The following is a 19,991-nucleotide window of genomic DNA, read 5'->3' as shown; positions in this document are numbered from 1 at the left end:
GCGACGAGCGATGCCGTGGTGGTCATGGCGCCCCGGTCCCGCCGAGGGCGGCGATCCGGAAACCCGAAGCGGGATCACAGTGGAGAGCGCGGTCCGGGTCGGACCGCCGAGCCCTCGCCAGCCGGGGGACGACTGCCCGGGCAGCGACCGACCCGTACTGACCGAGATGCCGGCGACAATCGAGCCGGTGAGCCTGCGCCGCGTCTGTGACGCACTCGACCTGCTCGACGTGCGCTACCTGGCCGACGGCGACGGCAACCTGCTCGCCATGTGGGAGCGGCACGCGGTGCTGGTGACCCTCGAGGGCCCCGAGGACGAGATCCTGGTGATGCGGGCCCGCCCGCACGCCACGGTTCCGCCGGACTGGGCCGACCGGGCCTACCGGGTGGTCAACGAGTGGAACCACACCCGCCGCTTCTGCAAGGCGTACATCGGCGACCCGACCGAGCGCGGGCAGCTGCCGATCTACGCCGAGTTGCAGGTGCCGCTGGGCGCTGGCACCCACGACGCTCTGCTCGTCGAGATGCTCGACTGCGGCGCGGCAGTGGCCACCAGCTTCGTGGACTGGCTGCACGACGAGGGCGCGCTGCTCTGAGGCGGCTCGCGGCCCCCGTGCCGGAGCGCGCCGTCAGGCGCGCTCGGCCGGGTCCTCCATGGCGTTGACCATGAAGTACGCGGCCCGCTCCAGGTAGTCCCAGAGGGCGACGGCGAGCTGCGGCTCCAGGTCGAGCCGGTCCACCGCCTGGCGCATGTGCCGCAGCCAGGCGTCCCGCTCGGCCACGCCGATCCGGAACGGGGCGTGCCGCATGCGCAGCCGCGGGTGGCCGCGCTGAGCGGAGTAGGTGTTCGGCCCGCCCCAGTACTGCATCAGGAACAGGGTCAACCGGTCGGACGCCGGACCCAGGTCCTCCTCCGGGTACATGGGTCGCAGCAGGGGATCGGTGGCGACGCCGACGTAGAACTCGTCCACCAGCCGGCGGAAGGTGGGTTCGCCGCCGACAGCCTCGAAGAGGGTCATCGACGCAGCGGGACTGTCGGATTCACCTGCGGGGTTCACCGTTCCATCCTGCCAGGTGCGTCGGCCGCCGGACCGACCCGGAGGCCGTGCGTCGGCTCACGCCGTGGATCAGCTGACCGCGTGGCGGCGGTGGCCGTCGACGGGCCGGAGGTCGGTGCCCGTCGGTGTGCCGCCGGCGGCGGTGCCGCCCGGATCGGGGGTCGGCTCGGCGTTGGCCGCGGCGGCCGTGGCGATGGCGTCGTCCACCGTCTGCTTGTCCGGCCAGCGCACGGCGGCGATCGTCATCAGCAGCACCCCGGCGGCGCTCCAGACCCCGACCACCACCGGAATGGAGAACCGCTCGGCGAGCAACCCGGTGGCAAGCACCGCGAAACCCTGGATGATCTGGACGCCGGTGGCCATCACGCCGAATGCGCGGGCCCGGAACCCGTCCGGCAGCGCCCTGACGAAGAGTCCGTTGGCCATCGGCAGCATCCCGGCGACGGCGAACCCGCACAGGGCGGCCAGCAACGCCACCACCAGCGGCGGTGGGTCGAACAGCGCCGGCACCAGCACCAGCGGGGCGAGCACCGCGAGGGGCCGCATCAGGGCCAGCCGGCGGGTCGGGCCGAACAGTCGGCTCACCAGCAGCCCACCCAGGATGAAGCCCAGTGGATTGGCGACCATGATCACCGCTTGCGCGGTGCCCGCGTCCAGGCCACCGCGGAAGCCCTTGTTGGCCCACGCCGCGGCCAGCCCCTCCGGGACGATCGAGAACAGCATCGCGCTGAACACGAGCACCGCGATGGCCCGCAGCACAGGTGTGCCGAACACGATCTGGAACCCCTGGCCGGTCTCCCGGAGCAGGTGCGAGCGGTGCGCGCTGGTCATCGTCGCCGGCCGCTTCCGCACGCCGGAGCGGACCAACAGCGCCGACAGCCCGAAGGTGGCCGCGTTGAACAACAGCGCGACCGTCGGGTCGATCGAGGCGACGGCCGTGCCGAGCAGGTAGCCGACGACCTGGGCCGCCTGTCCGATGCTGGCGTTCAGCGACAAACCGACCACCAGCCGGTCCCCGGCGAGGATCTGCGGCATCAGCGCGGACTTCGCGGCCTGGCTCGGCGGGTTGGCCAGGGTGGAGGCGAAGAGGAGCACCAGCACCGCCGGAACGGGCAGGTCGGGGAGGGCGATGAGCAGCATCAGCGCCATGCGGATCACGTCGCACGTCACCATCACCCGGCGGTACGGGTGCCGCTCGGCCAGGGCGGCGAGCAGTGGGCCACCCAGCAACCACGGCAGGTAGCTGACCGCGAAAGCGGCCGCGGAGAGCGCGACGGACCTGGTCTCCTGGAAGACGAGGAGGGTCACGGCGGCCTTGGCGACGTAGTCACCGACCCAGGACAGAGTCCCGGCCGTGAAGACGGCCCGGAACTCGCGCTGGGCGAACACTTCGCGAAAAGTGGCCGGGCCTTCCGCGGAAGGTCGCTCGTCGGGCACCGTCGCCTCCATCGGCCCCCGGGTGCGGCAACTCGTGGCGGCCGGGCCGGGAACACTCGTCAGATCTACGGATCAGCGAGGATGTGACCACGCTCCGGCGGGAACGCGTGCTCCGGATTCTGCCCGATCGTCTGACAACTAGCTAGGGCGAACGGATCGTTCGTCGCATCCCCGACTGAACGAACGGACGATACCTGAGGGGCCAGGCGGCTCGCGACCCCTGTATGGCTGGCCAGTGTCGTCGGCGTCAGGTGGCACCACCCTGGCCGGTCTCACCCTCCGGCAACGGCCGACTCGACACACCGGGATAGATGCGGGCGGCGGCGATCTGCGCGGTGATCCCCGAGTTCTCCAGCGCCTCTGCCAGCCTGCGGCGCAGCTCACGACCCACCGCGAACTGGCCGTCGGCAGTCGTCTTCACCACCGTACGGATCACGGCGCCATCCACTGTCACCTGCTCGACGCCAAGCACCTCCGGCGCCTCCACGATCTCCGGCGACAGCTCCGGATCCAGAGCCACCGAGGCGGCGGCAGTCCGCAGCACGGCGTTGGCCTCCTCGGTGCCGCTGAAGCCGATCGGCAGGTCCACGACCACAAGCGCCCAGCCCTGGCTCTTGTTGCCGACCCGTACGATCTCGCCGTTGCGGATGTACCAGAGCACGCCGCGCCCGTCGCGGACCGTGGTGACCCGCAGCCCGACCGACTCCACGACACCTGTCGCCTCGCCCAGGTCGACGTTGTCGCCCACGCCGTACTGATCCTCGATGAGCATGAAGAGCCCGGCGATCAGGTCCTTGACCAGGCTCTGCGCGCCGAAGCCCAGGGCGACGCCGGCGATTCCGGCGCTGGCCAGCAGCGGAGCGAGGTCGAAGCTGAACTCGCGCAGGATCATCAGCAGCGCGATGCCGAAGACGAACGCGGTGGTCAGGCTGCGTAGCACCGAGCCGATCGCCTCGGCCCGTTGCCGGCGACGCTCCGGCACGAACTCGGCAGGGTCGACGGCGGCCGTGGGCACCCGCTCGCGCAGCGGCCGCAGCATGGTCGGCACCGCGCCGTCGGTGGTCGTCCGGACCAGCCGGTCGATCGTCCGGTGCAGCGCCCAGCGGGCCACCATCGCGAGCGCAAGTATCAGCAGCACCCGCAGCGGTTTGAGCAGGATCCAGTAGCTGCCCTCGGCGAACCAGGCCGACCTGGTGATCCCGTAGATCCACTCACAGGAGGTGCTGCCCTGGCAGTTCACCGATACGGCGTCGGGCAGGGCAAGGGGCGTTCCGCTGGCGGCACTCACCCTGTCTTCGTACCGCAACGTCCCGGACCTGCTGCCGCCGACCCACCGGCCGGGTGAGATGCGCCCGAGCGCCGGGTCGGACCGGGGCGAACCGGCCATCGTGACAGGTGCGGGAAAGAGCTTCATGTCCGACCCCGGATTAGTGCGTGCAATCCGGGGTCCGATCAGGGACTATTGGCGCAACGGACGTCGGTGATCGAACGGGCGTCGACGGTGCGGGCGCTCGTGCCCGGCGCCGATCGGCGGCGTTTTGCAGCAGCCGCTGAACCGGGAGGGTGAGCGCGATGCCTGACATACGACCCACGGTGGGCTCCGGCGCGCTGGTCCTCAACGCCACCTACGAGCCCCTGTGTGTCGTGTCGGTGCGTCGCGCCGCGATCCTCGTCCTCTCCGCCAAGGCCGTCTGCGTCGCCGACGGTGACGGCATCCTGCACAGCGCCCGCGACGCGCTGCCGGTGCCGTCGGTGGTCCGCCTGACCCGCTTCGTCCGGGTGCCCTACCGCACCCACGTCGGGCTGTCCCGCCGAGCGATCTTCGCCCGGGACGGATGGCGGTGCGCCTACTGCCGGGGGCCGGCCGAGACCATCGACCACGTCTTCCCGCGCAGCCGGGGCGGCCGGCACGCCTGGGAGAACGTGGTCGCCGCGTGCGCCCGGTGCAACCACACCAAGGGCGACAAGACCCCGGCGGAGCTGGGCTGGCGGCTGCACGCCCTGCCGGCCGCGCCGAAGGGCACCGCCTGGCGGGTCCTCGGGCACCGCGCTCCGGACCCCCGCTGGGCCGACTGGCTCGACCTGCGCGAGCCCGAGGCAGCCGCCTGACCCCGAGGCAGCCGCCTGACCCCGAGGCAGCCGCCTGACCCCGAGGCGGCCGCCTGACCCCGAGGCGGCCGCCTGACCCCGAGGCAGCCGCCTGACCCCGAGCCCCGACGGGGCTGAAGCGCCGGCCGGCTCAGTCCCTCCGCCCGCTCAGTCCCTCCGCCCGCTCAGTCCCGCCGCCCGCTCAGTCCCGCTGGTCGGCTGCCCGCCGGGTCGCGCGTTCGTGCCGGTCGACAGCCCGGCCGTGGGCGATCGCGAGTAGCCGGTCGACCTCGGGCAGCATCTGCGGACCCGGCATCACGATGCTGGCGAAGCCGTGCAGCGCGTACCCCGGATGCGGCGTGACCGTGTCCAGCCGGGCGAAGTCGAAGGCGTCGCGGTGCTCCTCGAACGCCTTCGGTGGGAAGCCGAACAGCCTCTCGAACTCGGCCCGCCCCAGGTCCAGGTTGAGGCGGAAGACGCCGGGGCGGTCCAGTTGCGCGGCCTCGTCGAAGCCGGGCACGTCGTGCTCGACGATTGTCGCGAACGGCCGGCGGTGGTCCGAGCCGACGGAGAAGAACCTGTCGCCCCAGGCGCCCTCGGGTGACCCGTTCGCCGCGCTCGCCACCACCTGCTCGACGCCGGGCAGAGCGAGGATCCGGTCGGCGAGCACTGGCGCGTCGACCCCGGTCGGGATGTGCAGCACCGCGTCGGCGTGGTCGACGGTGGCCTGGTCCAGCGGGAAGTAGCGGTAGTCGTGCGTTCTCCGCTCGGCCGGACCGATCTCGGCCGTGGGGACGTACCCGGGGAGGGTGACCTGCCGCTGGAGCCTGCCCTCGTAGGTCGACGCGGCGGGCGCGGAGATGCCGAGGGCGGGGCTCGCGCCGAGGCTGCCGACGATCACCGCGTACCGCTCGCCGAGCAGCGCTCCGACTATCGCCCCGGCGCCGGCCCACGACACCTCCGTCGCGCCCAGAGTCATCGTGCTCGGGTGGCGCTGGAGGTGCGCGTTGTGCGCGAAGACGAGCGTGGGTCCACGGTCCGCCTCGACCGCCCGGATCGCGAGCAGGTTCTCGGCCATCAGGGCGTCCCGGACAGCGGCCAGGCGGGCGAAGCGTTCCCCCTGGGCCAGTGGCGCAGCGGCCGCCGCGTGGTAGCGCAGCAGCGCGACCGCCGACGTGGCATGGACGAAGGCCGCCGCCCAGCCGTCGGACCGTCGGTGTGCCTGCAGGTACAGCTCGGTCAGCAGGTCGTCGGCGAGCACCCGCAGTCGCTGGGCGTCGGACGAGCGTCCGATCGACCGGCCCGGCTCCCAGATCGCGGCCGTGTCGCTCCACCGGGCCTCGTCCCCGACGAGATCGTCGATCTCCTCCGATCGGTCCAGGTCGAGGAAGTCGCACACCCGCATCAGGTGGCGGCGCGGGCTCGGGGCGCCCTCGATCTCCAGCGGGGCGTCGAAGCCATGAAGGCTCAGGCGCTCGGCGGCGGGCCGGCCGTCGTTCCACTCGCGCATCCGCAGCAGCAGGTCACGATTGGCCGGCGCGGCGCCGAACCCGTGGCTGAACCCCTCGGCGAGCACGCGGTCGAGCGGCACGGCCGCGCCCCGCACGAACTCGTCGGCGAGCAGTCCCGCGGCCCGGTCGCTCTCCAGGGCGATCGACCGGTAGCCGTGCTCGGCCAGCGTCAGGAAGGCGTCGTTGCGGATCTGGAGGAAGGCGGATTCGCCGTGCGTCGGCTCACCGAGCGCGAGCAGTGTCGGCGAGTCGGCGAGCAGGTCAAGAAGGGTGGTCATTGCATCAACCGTATCGTTGCACCAGCGGTGGAGACTTCAGAGCGAGGGAGCGCGGTGACAACCCCAAAACCCTCAAACCCGGGGGTACGCCGACCGGTCGACCTCGCCCGCCGACACGGGCTGTCGGCGCAGGCCGTCCGCAACTACGAACGAGACGGCGTGCTGCCGCCGGCCGAGCGCACCGCGACCGGGTACCGCCGGTTCACCGAGGTGCACGCCAAGGCCCTGAGCGCCTACCTCGCGCTCATCGTGGGTCATGGCCACGCGGCCAGCGGCGACATCATGCGCGCCGTCAACCGGGGCGAGATCGAGACGGCGTTGCGCACGATCGACAACGGTCATGGGCTGCTGCAGCGTGACCGGGAGACCCTGGACGCGGTCGAGGCAGCGGTCACGACTCTCACCGCGACTGCGCCCGCGCCGCAGGGCCGCGGCGCCGTGCCGATAAGCGTGCTCGCACACCGCCTCGGCGTACGACCCGCGACCCTGCGCAAGTGGGAGTCGGCCGGGATCCTGCGGCCGGAGCGCGACCGGGTGACAGGCCACCGCGTCTACTCGCCCGACGACGTCCGGGACGCCGAACTCGCGCATCTGCTGCGTCGGGGCGGATACCGGCTGGACCACATCGCCGACGTGCTGCGCCGGGTGCGTGACGCCGGTGGCGCCGGACCGCTCGCCGCCTCGCTCGGCCAGTGGCGTCGACGGCTGACCGAGCGCGGCCGGGCGATGCTCACCGGGGCCGCCCGGCTCGCCGAGTACCTCGACGCCGACGATCAACCGTCGCGGGTCTTGACCAGCGAGGCGAAGACCACCAGGTTGTCCGAGTAGCCCCGCTCACCGCCCACCCACCGGCCGCCGCAGGTGATCAGCCGCAGGCTGGGGCGGCTGAAGTCGCCGTACACCTCGTCCACCGGCAGCCGGTCCTTGTCGAACCGCTGCACCGAGTCCACCTCGAAGACCGCGACCCGCCCGTCGGAGCGGGTGACCTCGATCTGGTCGCCTGCGCGCAGCTCCCGCAGTTGGTGGAAGACGGCCGGGCCGGTGGTGGTGTCCACATGGCCGACGATCACCGCCGGCCCGTACTGGCCGGGGGTGGGGCCCTGGTCGTACCAGCCGGCCTCCTGGGCGCGGGCCACGTCGGGCACGGCGATGGTGCCGTCCGGGGCGATGCCCACGTCGTGCAGCGGCGCCCGCAGGTCGATCTTGCCGATGGCGAGCGCCGTGGGGCGGCTGGCAGGCAGCACCGGGAACTTCTTCGGCGGCGGTCGCAGGCCGGCGCTGATCCGCTCCGGCAGCAGACTCACCCCGGTCACCTGCTCGACGCCCAGCATCGCCACGATCAGCACCATAAGCGTGGCCACGGCCAGGACCGGCAGTCCCGGGCCGGTGCCGAGCCGACGCCGCGTCGACCCGACCCGACGGCTCGGTGGCAGCGGCCGGGCGTCCGGATCAGTGGTGGCGACGCTCGCGGACCCCGCCTGCCCGGCGACCCGGCGCAGCCGACCCGAGGCCCGAGCCACCAGCCGTCCGGAGGCGCGCAGGGCCGCCGCGGCCCGGAGGCGGGCACGGTGGTCCGACCGCGCACGCGCGGATCTGCGGGTCATGGCAGGTCCGGCTCAGGAGCCGGCTCCGCTCCGACGCCGGCCGCCGGCCATGCCGAGCGCGACCGCTGCGGCCACCAGGGCCACGCCGCCGACGACCAGGACCGAGCCGGTGCCCCGGCCACCCGCGGTGCCGCCGCCCCCGGTCGCCGGACCCTTGCTGGGCGAGGCCATGTTGAGCACGGTCAGCATCGTCTGGGCCGTCTGGTTGTTCTGGCAGCGCAGGTCGACCTGGTAGTCACCGGGTTCCTTGTTGCCCGGAACGGTGACCTCCCCCTTGAGGAAGCCGTTGTCCGGCCTGAGCATCACGTGCCCGAACGCGTCGGAGTGCACGTTGGCCTGTCGATCGTTGTTGTTGTCGCAGCTCGCGCGGATCGTGACCCGGCTGCCCGCCGGGACGCTGTTCGGTGTCACCTCGATGAAGGTGTTCTCACCGGCGCGCGCCGGCGCGACCGACAACAGGACGAACGCCCCGATGAGCCCCACAAGTGTCAGTACGGACGAGAGCGCGCGGTTGATCGTGCGAAGTCCCTGCATGATTTCCCCCCAACCGGCGACGACCGCCGGAACCCTCCCCTGGGCACGGGCGCTGAGTTCCCGCTGGTGCGGAGGCAAACCAGCGGCGGGGCGGAGCCAGCGGTGGGGCGGACTCAGCGGCGGGGCGGAGTCAGCGGCGGCGGGAGGCGGCGTCGGCGGGCGGGAGCGGGGTGATCGGCCGCCAGTCCAGCGGTGACGACAGGACCATGGTGCTCGACGGCTGGCCGTACGGGGCGAGCCTGTCGATGACGGCCTCGAAGTCGCCGATCGAGCCGGCGGCCACCTTGAGCATGCTGCACGCGTCGCCGGTGATCCGGTGGATCTCCAGGATCTCCGGCCAGCCGGACACCTCCGGATCGTGCAGGATGCACCGCGCGCCGTAGCAGGACATCCGGATCAGGGCGACCACAGTACGGCCGGCCCGGGTCAGGTCCACGTGGGCGTGGTAGCCGGTGATCACCCCGGCCTCCTCCAGCCGGCGGACCCGCTCGGCGACCGCTGGTGGGGACAGGTGCACGCGCCGGGACAACTCGCTGAAGGAGAGCCGGGCGTCGGCCTGCAACTCGCGCAGCAGCGCCCAGTCCATGTCGTCCACGCTCGAACCTTACTTTCGTGAACCGAATTCGCCTAGCTGCCTTCAGTTCGTCAGGTCAGGCCCACAAGTGCCGTTGATCCGGCATTCCGCAGGCCGATCCCACCGCGAGATCATGACGTCGGTTGGTCCGGGGGAGGGAGACGAGATGATGGATCAGACGGAGCGGCGGGCGCCGAACCGCGTCGCCACGGTGCAACCGGTGACCCCCGGGCAGCGCGCGGCGCAGGCGGAGCGCACCGGCGGCGAGCCGACCCTTGAGTTCGCCGACATGGTGCCGTACGACGCGTACGTGCAGGCCAGCGCTCTGCACAAGATGCAGCACCCGCTCAGCAACGACCCGGGCGAGATGTCCTTCCTGATGGTCAGCCAGATCATGGAGCTGTACTTCGGGCTGACCTGCCACGAGCTGCGGGAGACGCAGCGGCTGATTCGCGCCGACCAGATCTGGGAGGCGCTGGCCCCGCTGGGCCGCGCGAAGCTGCACCTGGAGGGGCTCAACGCGGCGTGGCAGGGCCTGCGCTGGATGAGCCCGGCCGACTTCAACCGGTTCCGCAATCTGCTCGGCGAGGCCTCCGGCTTCCAGTCGGCGATGTACCGACAGCTGGAGTTCCTGCTCGGGCTGCGCGACCCGACGCTGATCCGCCCGTTCCGCCGGCAGGCCGAGGTGCACGCCGAGCTGAGCGCCGCACTGGCCACCCCGAGCCTCTGGGACGATGTGCTCGCGCTGCTCGCCCGACGCGGTTTCGACCTTCCCGCCGACCTGCTCGACCGGGACGTGGCCGTCGAACACGACCCGCACCCGTTGGTCGAGGCGGCCTGGGTGCGGATCTACGACGACGGCGGCCCGGACAACCACCTGCGGCTGCTCGGTGAGGCGCTGAGCGGCGTCGCCGAGGAGTTCGGCGACTGGCGGTGGAACCACGTCAAGGCGGTGCAGCGGACGATGGGCGCCAAGGTCGGCAGCGGCGGTTCCGCAGGCCTGGCGTGGCTTCAGCGCAGCATGTCCCGGGTGGTCTTCCCGGAGCTGTGGTCGGCCCGTACCGCGATGTGACCGGAGAGCGAGACATGCACATCCCAGAGAGCGAGGCCCTCCGCCTCGACCAGGCCGACCCGGGTCACAGGCACCTGTTCCACGTGCCGCCGGCCGATGGCGGCGACCACCCCGAGTCGGCGTACCTCGCCGGCAACTCGCTCGGCCTGCAACCCCGGGCCACCCGCGAGGAACTCCTCGCCGACCTGGACGCCTGGGGGCGGCTCGGCGTCGAGGGGCACCTGGAGGCGGAGCGCGCCTGGCTGCCGTACCACGAGCTGTTGACCGGGCCGGCCGCGCGACTTGTCGGCGCCCGGCCCGCGGAGGCCGTGGTGATGAACTCCCTCACGGTCAACCTGCACCTGCTGATGGTCAGCTTCTACCGGCCGGCCGGCGTCCGGACCCGCATCGTCATCGAGGACAGCGCGTTCCCCTCGGACAGCTACGCGGTGCGCAGCCAGGCCCGCTTCCACGGGCTGGACCCGGACGACACGGTGGTCCGGCTGCGGCCGCGCCCCGGCGAGGACGCGTTGCGCACCGAGGACGTCACCGACTACCTGGCCGCCGAGGGTGACCGGGTGGCGCTGGTGCTGCTCGGCGGGGTCAACTACCTCACCGGTGAGCTGCTGGACATCCCGGCGATCACGGCGGCCGGTCGGGCGGCCGGCGCGGTGGTCGGCTGGGACCTGGCGCACGCGGTGGGCAACGTGCCGCTGGCCCTGCACGACTGGGACGTCGACTTCGCGGCCTGGTGCTCCTACAAGTACCTGAACTCGGGGCCGGGCGCGCTTGCCGGCGTCTTCGTGCACGAGCGGCACCTCGGCGATCCCGACCTGCCGCGCTTCGAGGGGTGGTGGAGCACCGCGGCGGCCACCCGGTTCGAGATGACGCCGGTGTCCCGGCCGCCGTCCACAGTGGAGGCGTGGCAGATCTCCAACCCGCCGATCTTCGCGATGGGTCCGGTGCGGACCTCGCTGGAGCTGTTCGACGCGGTAGGCATGCCGGCGCTGCGAGAGCGCAGCCTCCGGCTCACCGGTTGGCTGGAACTGCTGCTCGACGAGGTCACCGCCGACCGGCCGCTGCGCGTGGTCACCCCGCGCGACCCGGCCCGCAGGGGTTGCCAACTGTCGGTACGCGTCGGCGCCGGCAACGCCGCCGAGCTGACCAAGCGACTGCGGCACGAGCACGGCGTCATCGCCGACGCCCGCGAGCCGGACATCGTCCGCTTCGCCCCGGTGCCGCTCTACTCCACGTACCTCGACTGTTGGCGGGCCGCCGCCGCGTTGGCGGCGACGGTGGGGCAGGTGACCTCTGTGAGCGCGAGGAGTGAGCCGGGGTTGCGAGCCCCGCAGTCGGGAACGAAAGGCGGCTCAGCATGACCGCGCGGCGGGACGAGATCGCGATCATCGGCGCCGGCCTGGCCGGCTGTCTGGCCGCCTGCTTCCTGGCCCGGCGTGGCTACCCGGTGGCCCTCTACGAGCGTCGGCCCGACCCGCGTGTCGGCACGGCCGAGCGGGGGCGCTCGATCAACCTGGCGCTCTCCGAGCGCGGGTTGGACGCGTTGCGCCGGATCGGTCTGGCCGAGCAGGTGATGACGGACGCGCTGCCGATGCGCGGCCGGATGATCCATCCGGTCGAGGGGGAGCCGCAGTTCCAGTCGTACAGCGCTGCCGGTGACCGGGCGATCAACTCGATCAGCCGGGGCGCGCTGAACAACGCCCTGCTGGACGCGGCGGCCGCGCTGCCCGGGGTCCGGGTCGTCTTCGACCACCGGCTCGTCGGGCTCGATCCGGCCGACGGCGCCCTGAGCTTCGACACCCCGCAGGGCACGGTGGGCGCGAAGGCGTCGGTCGTCCTGGGCGCCGACGGCGCAGGCTCCGCGGTCCGCGGGCAACTGCTGGCGTACGGGCTGCTGCGCGAGAGCGTGGACTTCCTCGACTACGGCTACAAGGAGCTGACGATTCCGCCGCTGGGCGGGGACTTCGCCTTGGACCCGGACGCCCTGCACATCTGGCCGCGGGGCACCTCGATGATGATCGCGCTGCCGAACCCGGACCGGTCCTTCACCTGCACGCTGTTCTGGCCCAACGACGGCGCCGGCAGCTTCGCGGCCCTGGACAATCCGCTGGCGATCGAGCGGCACTTCACCGAGCACTACCCGGACGTGGTGCCGCTGGCCCCGAACCTGGTCGACGACTACAAGCACAACCCGGTGGGCGTGCTCGGCACGGTGCGCAGCACCCCCTGGCAGGTCAACGGCACTGTCGGCCTGCTCGGCGACGCGGCGCACGCCATCGTGCCGTTCTACGGCCAGGGTGCGAACTGCGCCTTCGAGGACGTCGTCGAGCTGGACCGCTGTCTCGACGAGTGCGACGACGAGTGGTCGGCGGCGTTGCCGCTGTTCCAGCGCCGCCGCCAGGAGAACGCCGAGGCCATCGCGCAGATGGCGCTCACCAACTTCGTGGAGATGCGGGACAGGGTCGCCTCCCCGGTCTTCCAGACCCGGCGGCGGGTGGAGCACGCACTGGAACGGGCACTGCCCGGCCGGTACGTTTCCCAGTACGAGCTGGTGTCCTTCACCACCACCCCGTACGCCGAGGTGCGCCGCCGGGTCCGCCGGCAGCACCGGGTGCTCGGCGCGGTCGCCTGTGGTGCCGCGCTGCTGCTGGTGGGCGCGATCACGGCGGCGCTCGGCCGAGGGAGGCGCGCATGACAGGCACCTGGGACGCCACGCTGATGACCGGCCGCGCGCCGGCCGGGCCGTCGCGGCTGCGCAACTTCGTGGGCGGCGAGTTCGTCGACGGCGGGTCGACGTTCACCAAGGTGAGCCCGGTGACCGGCGAGCCGGTCTTCGAGGTGGCCGAGGCAGCGCGTTCCACTGTGGACGACGCGGTCGCCGCCGCCCGCGCGGCCCTGCGGGGGCCGTGGGGGCGGATGGGGGAACGGGAACGCGCCGAGGTGCTGCGCCGTGTCGCCGACGAGCTGGAACGTCGCTTCGACGACCTGGTCACCGCCGAGGTGGCCGACACCGGCAAGTCAATCGCCCAGGCCCGCACGCTCGACATCCCGCGTGGGGCGGCGAACTTCCGGGCGTTCGCCGAGATCGTGGCGACCGCGCCCACCGAGTCGTTCACCACCGTCACCCCGACCGGCGGTCGGGCGCTGAACTACGCGCTGCGCAAGCCCGTCGGCGTGGTCGCGGTCATCGTGCCGTGGAACCTGCCGCTGCTGCTGCTCACCTGGAAGGTCGCCCCGGCGCTCGCCTGCGGCAACGCCGTCGTGGTCAAGCCCAGCGAGGAGACGCCCGCCTCGGCGACGGTGCTCGCCGAGGTGATGGCCGCCGCCGGCGTACCCGACGGGGTGTTCAACCTGGTCCACGGGTTCGGCCCGGACTCGGCCGGCGAGTTCCTCACCCGTCACCCGGGCGTCGACGCGATCACCTTCACCGGCGAGTCGGCCACCGGCGGGGCGATCATGCGGGCCGCCGCCGACGGCGTGAAGGCGGTGAGCTTCGAGCTGGGCGGCAAGAACGCCGGCCTGGTCTTCGCCGACGCCGACCTGGACGCTGCGGTGGCCGGCTCGATGCGGTCCAGCTTCACCAACGGCGGGCAGGTGTGCCTGTGCACCGAGCGCATCTACGTGCAGCGCCCGGTCTTCGAGGAGTTCACCGCCCGGCTGGCGAAGCGGGCCGGCGAGCTGGCGTACGGCTGGCCTACCGACGAGGCCACCGCAACCATGCCGCTCATCTCCCCGCAGCACCGGGCGAAGGTGCTCGGCGCGTACGAGCTGGCTCGGATCGAGGGCGCCGAGGTGCTCACCGGCGGCGGCACGCCCACCTTCGGTGACGCCCGCGACGGCGGGTCGTACGTGCAGCCGACGGTGCTCACCGGCCTCGGCCCGGACGCCCGCACCAACCGGGAGGAGATCTTCGGCCCGGTGGTGCACGTCGCGCCGTTCGACACCGAGGACGAGGCGTACGCCCTGGCGAACGGCACCGAGTACGGCCTCGCGGCGACCGTGTGGACCCGGGACGTGGGCGTCGCGCACCGGGCCGGCGCCCGACTTGACGCAGGGATCGTCTGGATCAACACGTGGTTCCTGCGTGATCTGCGGACCCCGTTCGGCGGGGTGAAGGCGTCCGGCATCGGCAGGGAGGGCGGCGTGCACTCCTTGAACTTCTACTCCGAACTCACGAACGTCTGCGTGGACCTGTCGTGAGCCGTAGCGAGGGAGCGGGCATGGAAGCCGACATCGAGGCCGCCAACCGGGAGTTGGCCGACGCCCGCAGCACCGGCAAGCCGTGTCCGCCGCTGCGTGGGCGGCTGCTGCCGGAGGGCGACGTCGAGTCCGCGTACCGCGTGCAGCAGCTCCAGGCGCGGGCCTGGCAGGGCCGCGGCGAACGCCGGGTCGGTGCGAAGATCGGGTTGACCTCCCGTGCGGTGCAGGAGACCTTCGGGGTGTTCCAGCCGGACTTCGGGATGCTCACCGACGCGATGGCTGTCGGCGACGGGGTCGAGGTGCCGATCGACAGGCTGCTCCAGCCGCGGGTCGAGGCGGAGATCGCGTTCGTGCTCGACAAGGATCTCGCCGATCCGCAGATCACCACAGTCGACCTGATCCGCGCTGTCGACCACGTGCTGCCGGCCATCGAGATCGTCGACTCACGGATCGCCGGCTGGGACATCTCCATCGTGGACACCGTCGCCGACAACGCCTCAAGCGGGCTCTTCGTGCTCGGCACCACGCCGCGCCGCCTCGCCGACGTCGACCTGCGGCTGTGCGGAATGGTGCTGGAGCACGCCGGTGAGCCGGTCTCGGTGGGTGCCGGCGCTGCCTGCCTGGGCAACCCGCTGCACGCCCTGGCGTGGCTGGCGAGCACTCTCGCCCGCGCCGGTGACCCGCTGCGGGCCGGGGACGTGGTGCTCTCCGGGGCGCTCGGCCCGATGGTGCCTGTCACCCCGGGCGCCGCGTACGAGGCGCGGATCTCCGGCCTCGGCTCGGTGCGCACGTGTTTCAGCAGTGGAGGCGACAAGTGACAGGCGTGGCGGTGCTCGGTTCCGGCAACATCGGCACCGACCTGATGATCAAGGTGTTGCGGCTGAGCGACAGCCTGCGGATGGTGGCGATGGCCGGCATCGACCCGGCCTCCGACGGACTGGCGCGCGCTCGCCGGCTCGGCGTGGCCACCACCGCCGACGGCGTTGACGGGCTCGTGGCGATGCCCGAGTTCGCCGACGTCGAGCTGGTCTTCGACGCCACCTCTGCGGGGGCGCACCGCCGTCACGACGAGGTGCTGCGCGCGCACGGCCGCACGGTTGTCGACCTGACCCCGGCCGCGCTCGGCCCGTACGTGGTGCCGCCTGTCAACCTCGACGAGCACCTGCACGAACGCAACGTCAACATGGTGACCTGCGGCGGGCAGGCGACAGTTCCGATCGTCGCCGCCGTCCGCCGGGTAACCCCTGTGGCGTACGGGGAGATCGTCGCGTCGATCGCGTCGAAGTCCGCCGGGCCGGGCACCCGGGCCAACATCGACGAGTTCACCGAGACCACGGCTCGGGCCATCGAGGTGGTGGGCGGGGCCGAGCGGGGCAAGGCGATCATCGTGTTGAACCCGGCGGACCCGCCGCTGCTGATGCGCGACACCGTCTACTGCCTCTGCCCGGACGCCGACGCCGACACCGCCGCCGTCGCCGCCTCGGTGGCCGAGATGGTGGCGACGGTCCAGGAGTACGTCCCCGGCTACCGGCTCAAGCAGGACGTGCAGTTCGACAGGGTGCGGGCGTACGTGCCGACGCTCGGGCGGCAGCTCACCGCGTTGCAGGTGTCGGTCTACCTGGAGGTCTCCGGTGCGGGGCACTACCTGCCGGCGTACGCCGGGAACCTGGACATCATGACCTCCGCCGCGCTGCGCACCGCGGAGCGGCTGGTCGCCCTGCGCTCAACGGGAGCGGTGGCATGACCGACCTGTACATCCAGGACGTGACGCTGCGCGACGGCATGCACGCCATCGCCCACCGGTACACAGTCGAGCAGGTGCGCACCATCGCCGCCGCGCTGGACGCCGCCGGGGTGGCCGCCATCGAGGTGGCGCACGGTGACGGGCTCGCCGGTTCCAGCGTCAACTACGGCCACGGCGCCGCCAGCGACGCCGAGTGGATCTCCGCGGCCGCCGAGGTGCTGACCACGGCGAAGCTGACCACCCTGCTGCTGCCCGGCATCGGCACCATCGCCGACCTCAGGGCCGCGAAGGCGCTCGGGGTGACGAGCGTCCGCATCGCCACCCACTGCACGGAGGCGGACATCTCCGCCCAGCACATCTCCTGGGCTCGGGAGAACGGCATGGACGTGGCCGGGTTCCTGATGATGTCGCACATGAACGATCCGGCCGGGCTCGCCGGGCAGGCCAAGCTCATGGAGTCGTACGGGGCGCACTGCGTCTACGTCACCGACTCCGGCGGCCGGCTGCTGATGTCCGACGTGGCCCAGCGGGTCGACGCGTACCGGCAGGTCCTCGCGCCGGAGACGCAGATCGGCATCCACGCGCACCACAACCTGTCCCTCGGGGTGGCCAACAGCGTGCTCGCCGTCGAGCACGGCCGCATCCTCGGCGCCGGACCGCTCGGCTCGCCGTCCGGCCGGACCGTCCGCGTCGACGCCTCCCTCGCCGGCATGGGTGCGGGCGCCGGCAACGCGCCGTTGGAGGTCTTCGTGGCGGTCGCCGAGCTGCACGGGTGGAAGCACGGCTGCGACGTGTTCGCGCTGATGGACGCGGCCGACGACATCGTCCGCCCGTTGCAGGACCGGCCGGTCCAGGTGGACCGGGAGACGCTCTCCCTGGGGTACGCGGGGGTCTACTCCAGCTTCCTGCGGCACGCCGAACGGGCCTCCACCAAGTACGGCGTGGACGTCCGCTCGATCCTTGTCGAGCTGGGCCGACGTCGGATGGTCGGCGGCCAGGAGGACATGATCGTGGACGTGGCACTCGACCTGGCAAGCAAGGATGGCGCAGCATGATCGGACCGGACATCGCCGGTATCGCCGAGACGTTGGGCGCGGCGGCCGACACGGCCCGCGCGATCCCGCAGCTCGCCGCCGAGGCCGGTCTGGACGTGGACACCGCGTACGGCGTGCAGGCCGCGTTGGTGCGGCGCCGGCTGGAACGTGGCGAGCGGCTGGTCGGGCTGAAGATGGGGCTGACCAGCAGGGCCAAGATGGCCCAGGTCGGTGTGGACGAGGTGATCTGGGGGCGGCTCACCGACGCGATGCGGGTGCCCGACGGCGGTGCCGTGGACCCGGCCGCGTACATCCATCCCCGGGTCGAGCCGGAGGTCGCGTTCCTGCTGGACCGGCTGCCCGAGCCGGGCGAGCCGGTCGGCGACTTCGCCACGGCCGTCCGCGCTGTCGCGCCGGCCATCGAGCTGATCGACTCCCGGTACGCGGACTTCCGCTTCTCGCTGCCCGACGTGATCGCCGACAACACCTCGGCCGCCGCCTTCGTGATCGGGCCGTGGTCGCCGCTGCCGGACGGGCTGGACAACCTGGGTGTGCTGTTGGAGGTCGACGGGCGGGTGGCCCAGGTCGGCTCGACGGCGGCGATCCTGGGTGATCCGCGCCGGGCGCTCGACGAGGGCATCCGGCTGGCCGGCCGGCACGGTGTGCGGCTGGAGTCCGGCTGGGTCTTCCTCGCCGGCGCGGCCACCGCCGCTGTACCGCTGCGTCCCGGCGCCCATGTCCGTGCCGTCGTCGAGAAGCTCGGCACGGCGTCCCTGCGGGCGTCGTCGTGACCGCACGGGTGGTGGCGGGGAAGGCCGTCCCGCGCGGGGCGTTTCCGCACGTCAAGGTGGCGGGTGGGTTCGTCTTCGTGTCCGGTACGTCGTCGCGGCGCGCGGACAACAGCTTCGCCGGCGTCGAGGTGGACGAGTTCGGGACGACGAACCTCGACATCCGGGCGCAGACCCGGGCCGTCATCGAGAACATCGGCGATCTGCTGCGGTCGGTCGGCGCGGACCTCGCCGACCTCGTCCAGGTGAGCACGTACCTGGTCAACATGAACGACTTCGGTGGTTACAACGAGGTGTGGGCGGAGTTCTTCGACGCGTCCGGGCCGACCCGCACCACCGTGGCGGTGCACCAGTTGCCGCACCCGCACCTGCTCATCGAGATTCAGGCCGTGGCACTTCTTCCCTCGGGAGGTCAGTCGTGAGTGAGATCGCCGAGCCGTTCAGCTTTCCGGGCTGGATCGCTGACAACCAGCACCTGTTGAAGCCGCCGGTGGGCAACAAGGAGATGTACCCCGGCGGGGACGACTTCATCGTCATGGTGGTGGGCGGTCCCAACCAGCGCACCGACTTCCACGTGGACCCGTACGAGGAGTTCTTCTACCAGGTCAAGGGCAACATGCACATCAACCTGATGACTCCCGAGGGGCCGCGTACGGTGCACGTGCGCGAGGGTCAGATGTGGATGCTGCCGCGCAACACCCCGCACTCGCCGCAGCGGCCGGAGGCCGGTTCGATCGGTGTGGTCGTCGAGCGGGTCCGCGAGGAGGGCACGCTGGAAACCTTCAGGTGGTACTGCCCGGAGTGCGGAAACCAGGTGCACGAGGTGGAGTTGCAGGTCCGCGACATCGCGGCCGACCTGCCGCCGGTGTTTCAGGCGTTCTACGCCGACGAGGCGTCGCGTACCTGCGCGAACTGCGGCACGCTGCACCCGGGCAAGGGCTGATGCCCACTGGTGCTGTCGATGTGCACACGCACGTCGTACCGAAGGGATGGCCGGACCTCGGCGCGACGTGCGGCGGGTCCGGTTGGCCGTGGTTGCGTGTCGACTCCGAGCGCGCCGCCATGATCATGGTGGGGGAGACCGAGTTCCGCCCGGTCGGCGCCGAGTGCTGGGACGCCGCGACGCGACTGGCCGACATGGACGCCGACGGCATCGACGTGCAGGTGGTCTCGCCGACGCCTGTCTTCTTCAGCTACGACCGCCCGGCCGACCAGGCGGTGAAGGTCGCCCGGATCTTCAACGACCTGACCCTGAAGGTCACCGCGGCCGGCGGTGACCGGCTGGTGCCGTTCTGCCAGGTGCCGCTGCAGGACCCGGACGCCGCCTGCGCCGAGCTGGATCGCAGCCTGGCCGCCGGGCACGTCGGCGTGGAGATCGGCAACCACGTCGGCGACCGGGACCTGGACGACGCGGGCGTGGTCACCTTCCTGCAACACTGCGCCGAGGTGGGCGCGCCGGTGTTCGTCCACCCCTGGGACATGCCGGGTGGTCCCCGGCTGGACCGCTGGATGGCTCGCTGGCTCGCCGGAATGCCTGCCGAGACACACCTGTCGGTGCTGGCGATGATCCTGGGCGGCGTCTTCGACCGGGTGCCGGACACGCTGCGGATCTGCTTCGCGCACGGCGGCGGCAGCTTCCCCTTCTGGCTCGGCCGCGCCGACAACGCCTGGCACCGTCGCGGCGACCTGGTCCGGGGCGCGTCCGTGGCCCCGCCCAGCAGCTACGTCGACCGCTTCAGCGTCGACTCGGTGGTCTTCGCGCCGCCCGCGCTGCGGCTGCTCGTCGACACGATGGGGGAGGACCGGGTGCTTGTCGGCAGCGACTACCCGTACCCGCTGGGCGAACGCCCGGCCGGCGCGGTGGTCCGGGCCGCCGACTTCCTCACCGCCGACCAACGCGACAAGCTCCTGTCCACGAACGCCCTGCGCTTCCTCGGCCGGTCCCGCCCCTGACGGAGCAGATCGTGGACACTTCCGTCATCCGCGAACGGGAACTGTCCACGATCTGCGGAGTGGGCGGGTGGAGCGTGGCGGGTCGGGCCGTCGTGTCGGAGGCCGACGGCCGACCGCAGC

20 protein-coding genes and 1 pseudogene are annotated in these 19,991 nt (G+C 72.1%); 14 read left to right on the top strand and 7 right to left on the bottom strand.

Annotation, left to right across the window (positions count from 1 at the left end):
- The first annotated feature begins 10 nt into the window (after window positions 1–10).
- Window positions 11–595 (top strand): YbjN domain-containing protein, encoded by a 585-nt coding sequence (locus OOJ91_RS14975; RefSeq protein WP_266245534.1) that lies wholly within the window; start codon window positions 11–13, stop codon window positions 593–595.
- A 33-nt stretch (window positions 596–628) separates the two neighbouring features.
- Here the strand turns inward: OOJ91_RS14975 and OOJ91_RS14970 are convergent, their stop codons facing one another.
- The 3 genes from OOJ91_RS14970 to OOJ91_RS14960 form a co-directional block, all read right to left on the bottom strand.
- Window positions 629–1,057: a globin gene (locus OOJ91_RS14970; RefSeq protein WP_439117067.1), complete on the bottom strand. Its 429-nt coding sequence runs from the start codon at window positions 1,055–1,057 to the stop codon at window positions 629–631.
- A gap of 69 nt (window positions 1,058–1,126) precedes the next feature.
- The gene (locus OOJ91_RS14965) at window positions 1,127–2,506 is read right to left on the bottom strand and encodes an MFS transporter (protein ID WP_266245533.1); all 1,380 of its coding nucleotides are present in this window, start codon (window positions 2,504–2,506) and stop codon (window positions 1,127–1,129) included.
- Window positions 2,507–2,741: 235 nt separating this feature from the next.
- Window positions 2,742–3,908 (bottom strand): mechanosensitive ion channel family protein, encoded by a 1,167-nt coding sequence (locus OOJ91_RS14960; protein WP_266245532.1) that lies wholly within the window; start codon window positions 3,906–3,908, stop codon window positions 2,742–2,744.
- Window positions 3,909–4,066: 158 nt separating this feature from the next.
- Here OOJ91_RS14960 and OOJ91_RS14955 point away from each other — a divergent pair, with 158 nt between their 5' ends.
- Window positions 4,067–4,603, top strand: coding sequence for an HNH endonuclease (locus OOJ91_RS14955; protein WP_074313833.1), 537 nt, complete (start codon window positions 4,067–4,069; stop codon window positions 4,601–4,603).
- A 181-nt stretch (window positions 4,604–4,784) separates the two neighbouring features.
- On the opposite strand, the gene OOJ91_RS14950 is transcribed toward OOJ91_RS14955, so the two are convergent.
- The gene (locus OOJ91_RS14950) at window positions 4,785–6,371 is read right to left on the bottom strand and encodes a DUF6194 family protein (RefSeq protein WP_266245524.1); all 1,587 of its coding nucleotides are present in this window, start codon (window positions 6,369–6,371) and stop codon (window positions 4,785–4,787) included.
- A gap of 54 nt (window positions 6,372–6,425) precedes the next feature.
- On the opposite strand from OOJ91_RS14950, the gene OOJ91_RS14945 reads away from it, so the two are divergent.
- A complete protein-coding gene (locus OOJ91_RS14945) occupies window positions 6,426–7,199 on the top strand; it encodes a TioE family transcriptional regulator (protein WP_266245521.1) in 774 nt (257 codons plus the stop codon).
- Here the strand turns inward: OOJ91_RS14945 and OOJ91_RS14940 are convergent.
- From OOJ91_RS14940 to OOJ91_RS14930, 3 genes are all read right to left on the bottom strand, one after another.
- Entirely contained in the window at window positions 7,145–7,912 is a 768-nt protein-coding gene (locus tag OOJ91_RS14940) for a class F sortase (RefSeq protein WP_266249688.1), read from the bottom strand. The genes OOJ91_RS14945 and OOJ91_RS14940 overlap by 55 nt on opposite strands.
- Window positions 7,913–7,987: 75 nt before the next feature.
- Window positions 7,988–8,509: a hypothetical protein gene (locus tag OOJ91_RS14935; protein ID WP_266245518.1), complete on the bottom strand. Its 522-nt coding sequence runs from the start codon at window positions 8,507–8,509 to the stop codon at window positions 7,988–7,990.
- A 130-nt stretch (window positions 8,510–8,639) separates the two neighbouring features.
- A complete protein-coding gene (locus OOJ91_RS14930) occupies window positions 8,640–9,104 on the bottom strand; it encodes an Lrp/AsnC family transcriptional regulator (RefSeq protein ID WP_266245517.1) in 465 nt (154 codons plus the stop codon).
- Window positions 9,105–9,252: 148 nt separating this feature from the next.
- Between OOJ91_RS14930 and OOJ91_RS14925 the strand changes: the two genes are divergently transcribed.
- The 11 genes and pseudogenes from OOJ91_RS14925 (at window position 9,253) to OOJ91_RS14875 (ending at window position 19,871) form a co-directional block, all read left to right on the top strand.
- On the top strand, window positions 9,253–10,155 hold the full coding sequence (locus OOJ91_RS14925) for a tryptophan 2,3-dioxygenase (protein WP_266249685.1): 903 nt from the start codon (window positions 9,253–9,255) through the stop codon (window positions 10,153–10,155).
- Window positions 10,156–10,169: 14 nt separating this feature from the next.
- A pseudogene (kynU, locus tag OOJ91_RS14920) lies at window positions 10,170–11,432 on the top strand (kynureninase); the annotation flags it as partial.
- A gap of 77 nt (window positions 11,433–11,509) precedes the next feature.
- Window positions 11,510–12,847: an FAD-dependent oxidoreductase gene (locus OOJ91_RS14915; protein ID WP_266245514.1), complete on the top strand. Its 1,338-nt coding sequence runs from the start codon at window positions 11,510–11,512 to the stop codon at window positions 12,845–12,847.
- Window positions 12,848–12,870: 23 nt separating this feature from the next.
- On the top strand, window positions 12,871–14,352 hold the full coding sequence (locus OOJ91_RS14910; protein WP_266249683.1) for a 2-hydroxymuconic semialdehyde dehydrogenase: 1,482 nt from the start codon (window positions 12,871–12,873) through the stop codon (window positions 14,350–14,352).
- Window positions 14,353–14,372: 20 nt separating this feature from the next.
- Window positions 14,373–15,170: a 2-keto-4-pentenoate hydratase gene (locus OOJ91_RS14905; RefSeq protein WP_266245511.1), complete on the top strand. Its 798-nt coding sequence runs from the start codon at window positions 14,373–14,375 to the stop codon at window positions 15,168–15,170.
- Window positions 15,167–16,096, top strand: a complete 930-nt coding sequence (locus OOJ91_RS14900) for an acetaldehyde dehydrogenase (acetylating) (RefSeq protein WP_266245509.1) — start codon at window positions 15,167–15,169, stop codon at window positions 16,094–16,096. Before OOJ91_RS14905 ends, OOJ91_RS14900 begins: the two co-directional genes overlap by 4 nt.
- Window positions 16,093–17,151, top strand: coding sequence for a 4-hydroxy-2-oxovalerate aldolase (dmpG, locus tag OOJ91_RS14895; protein ID WP_266245508.1), 1,059 nt, complete (start codon window positions 16,093–16,095; stop codon window positions 17,149–17,151). Before OOJ91_RS14900 ends, dmpG begins: the two co-directional genes overlap by 4 nt.
- Complete coding sequence (locus tag OOJ91_RS14890) at window positions 17,148–17,921, top strand: 2-keto-4-pentenoate hydratase (RefSeq protein WP_266245505.1); 774 nt, start codon at window positions 17,148–17,150, stop codon at window positions 17,919–17,921. The genes dmpG and OOJ91_RS14890 overlap by 4 nt, the downstream gene beginning before the upstream one ends.
- On the top strand, window positions 17,918–18,340 hold the full coding sequence (locus OOJ91_RS14885; protein WP_266245504.1) for a RidA family protein: 423 nt from the start codon (window positions 17,918–17,920) through the stop codon (window positions 18,338–18,340). Before OOJ91_RS14890 ends, OOJ91_RS14885 begins: the two co-directional genes overlap by 4 nt.
- Entirely contained in the window at window positions 18,337–18,861 is a 525-nt protein-coding gene (locus OOJ91_RS14880) for a 3-hydroxyanthranilate 3,4-dioxygenase (RefSeq protein ID WP_266245501.1), read from the top strand. Before OOJ91_RS14885 ends, OOJ91_RS14880 begins: the two co-directional genes overlap by 4 nt.
- A complete protein-coding gene (locus tag OOJ91_RS14875) occupies window positions 18,861–19,871 on the top strand; it encodes an amidohydrolase family protein (RefSeq protein ID WP_266245499.1) in 1,011 nt (336 codons plus the stop codon). Before OOJ91_RS14880 ends, OOJ91_RS14875 begins: the two co-directional genes overlap by 1 nt.
- The last annotated feature ends 120 nt before the right edge of the window (window positions 19,872–19,991 follow it).

Origin of the sequence: Micromonospora lupini (assembly GCF_026342015.1) — a bacterium.
Classification (GTDB): domain Bacteria; phylum Actinomycetota; class Actinomycetes; order Mycobacteriales; family Micromonosporaceae; genus Micromonospora; species Micromonospora lupini_B.
This window is presented reverse-complemented; position numbering and strand designations above follow the sequence as displayed.

Excerpts from the sequence above, each read along its gene's own strand:
- OOJ91_RS14975 (WP_266245534.1), top strand. The coding sequence starts at position 11 with ATGCCGTGGTGGTCATGGCGCCCCGGTCCCGCCGAGGGCGGCGATCCG.
- OOJ91_RS14965 (WP_266245533.1), bottom strand. The coding sequence starts at position 2,506 with ATGGAGGCGACGGTGCCCGACGAGCGACCTTCCGCGGAAGGCCCGGCC.
- OOJ91_RS14960 (WP_266245532.1), bottom strand. The coding sequence starts at position 3,908 with ATGAAGCTCTTTCCCGCACCTGTCACGATGGCCGGTTCGCCCCGGTCC.
- OOJ91_RS14955 (WP_074313833.1), top strand. The coding sequence starts at position 4,067 with ATGCCTGACATACGACCCACGGTGGGCTCCGGCGCGCTGGTCCTCAAC.
- OOJ91_RS14950 (WP_266245524.1), bottom strand. The coding sequence starts at position 6,371 with ATGACCACCCTTCTTGACCTGCTCGCCGACTCGCCGACACTGCTCGCG.
- OOJ91_RS14935 (WP_266245518.1), bottom strand. The coding sequence starts at position 8,509 with ATGCAGGGACTTCGCACGATCAACCGCGCGCTCTCGTCCGTACTGACA.
- OOJ91_RS14925 (WP_266249685.1), top strand. The coding sequence starts at position 9,253 with ATGGATCAGACGGAGCGGCGGGCGCCGAACCGCGTCGCCACGGTGCAA.
- OOJ91_RS14915 (WP_266245514.1), top strand. The coding sequence starts at position 11,510 with ATGACCGCGCGGCGGGACGAGATCGCGATCATCGGCGCCGGCCTGGCC.
- OOJ91_RS14910 (WP_266249683.1), top strand. The coding sequence starts at position 12,871 with ATGACCGGCCGCGCGCCGGCCGGGCCGTCGCGGCTGCGCAACTTCGTG.
- OOJ91_RS14905 (WP_266245511.1), top strand. The coding sequence starts at position 14,373 with ATGGAAGCCGACATCGAGGCCGCCAACCGGGAGTTGGCCGACGCCCGC.
- dmpG (WP_266245508.1), top strand. The coding sequence starts at position 16,093 with ATGACCGACCTGTACATCCAGGACGTGACGCTGCGCGACGGCATGCAC.
- OOJ91_RS14890 (WP_266245505.1), top strand. The coding sequence starts at position 17,148 with ATGATCGGACCGGACATCGCCGGTATCGCCGAGACGTTGGGCGCGGCG.
- OOJ91_RS14875 (WP_266245499.1), top strand. The coding sequence starts at position 18,861 with ATGCCCACTGGTGCTGTCGATGTGCACACGCACGTCGTACCGAAGGGA.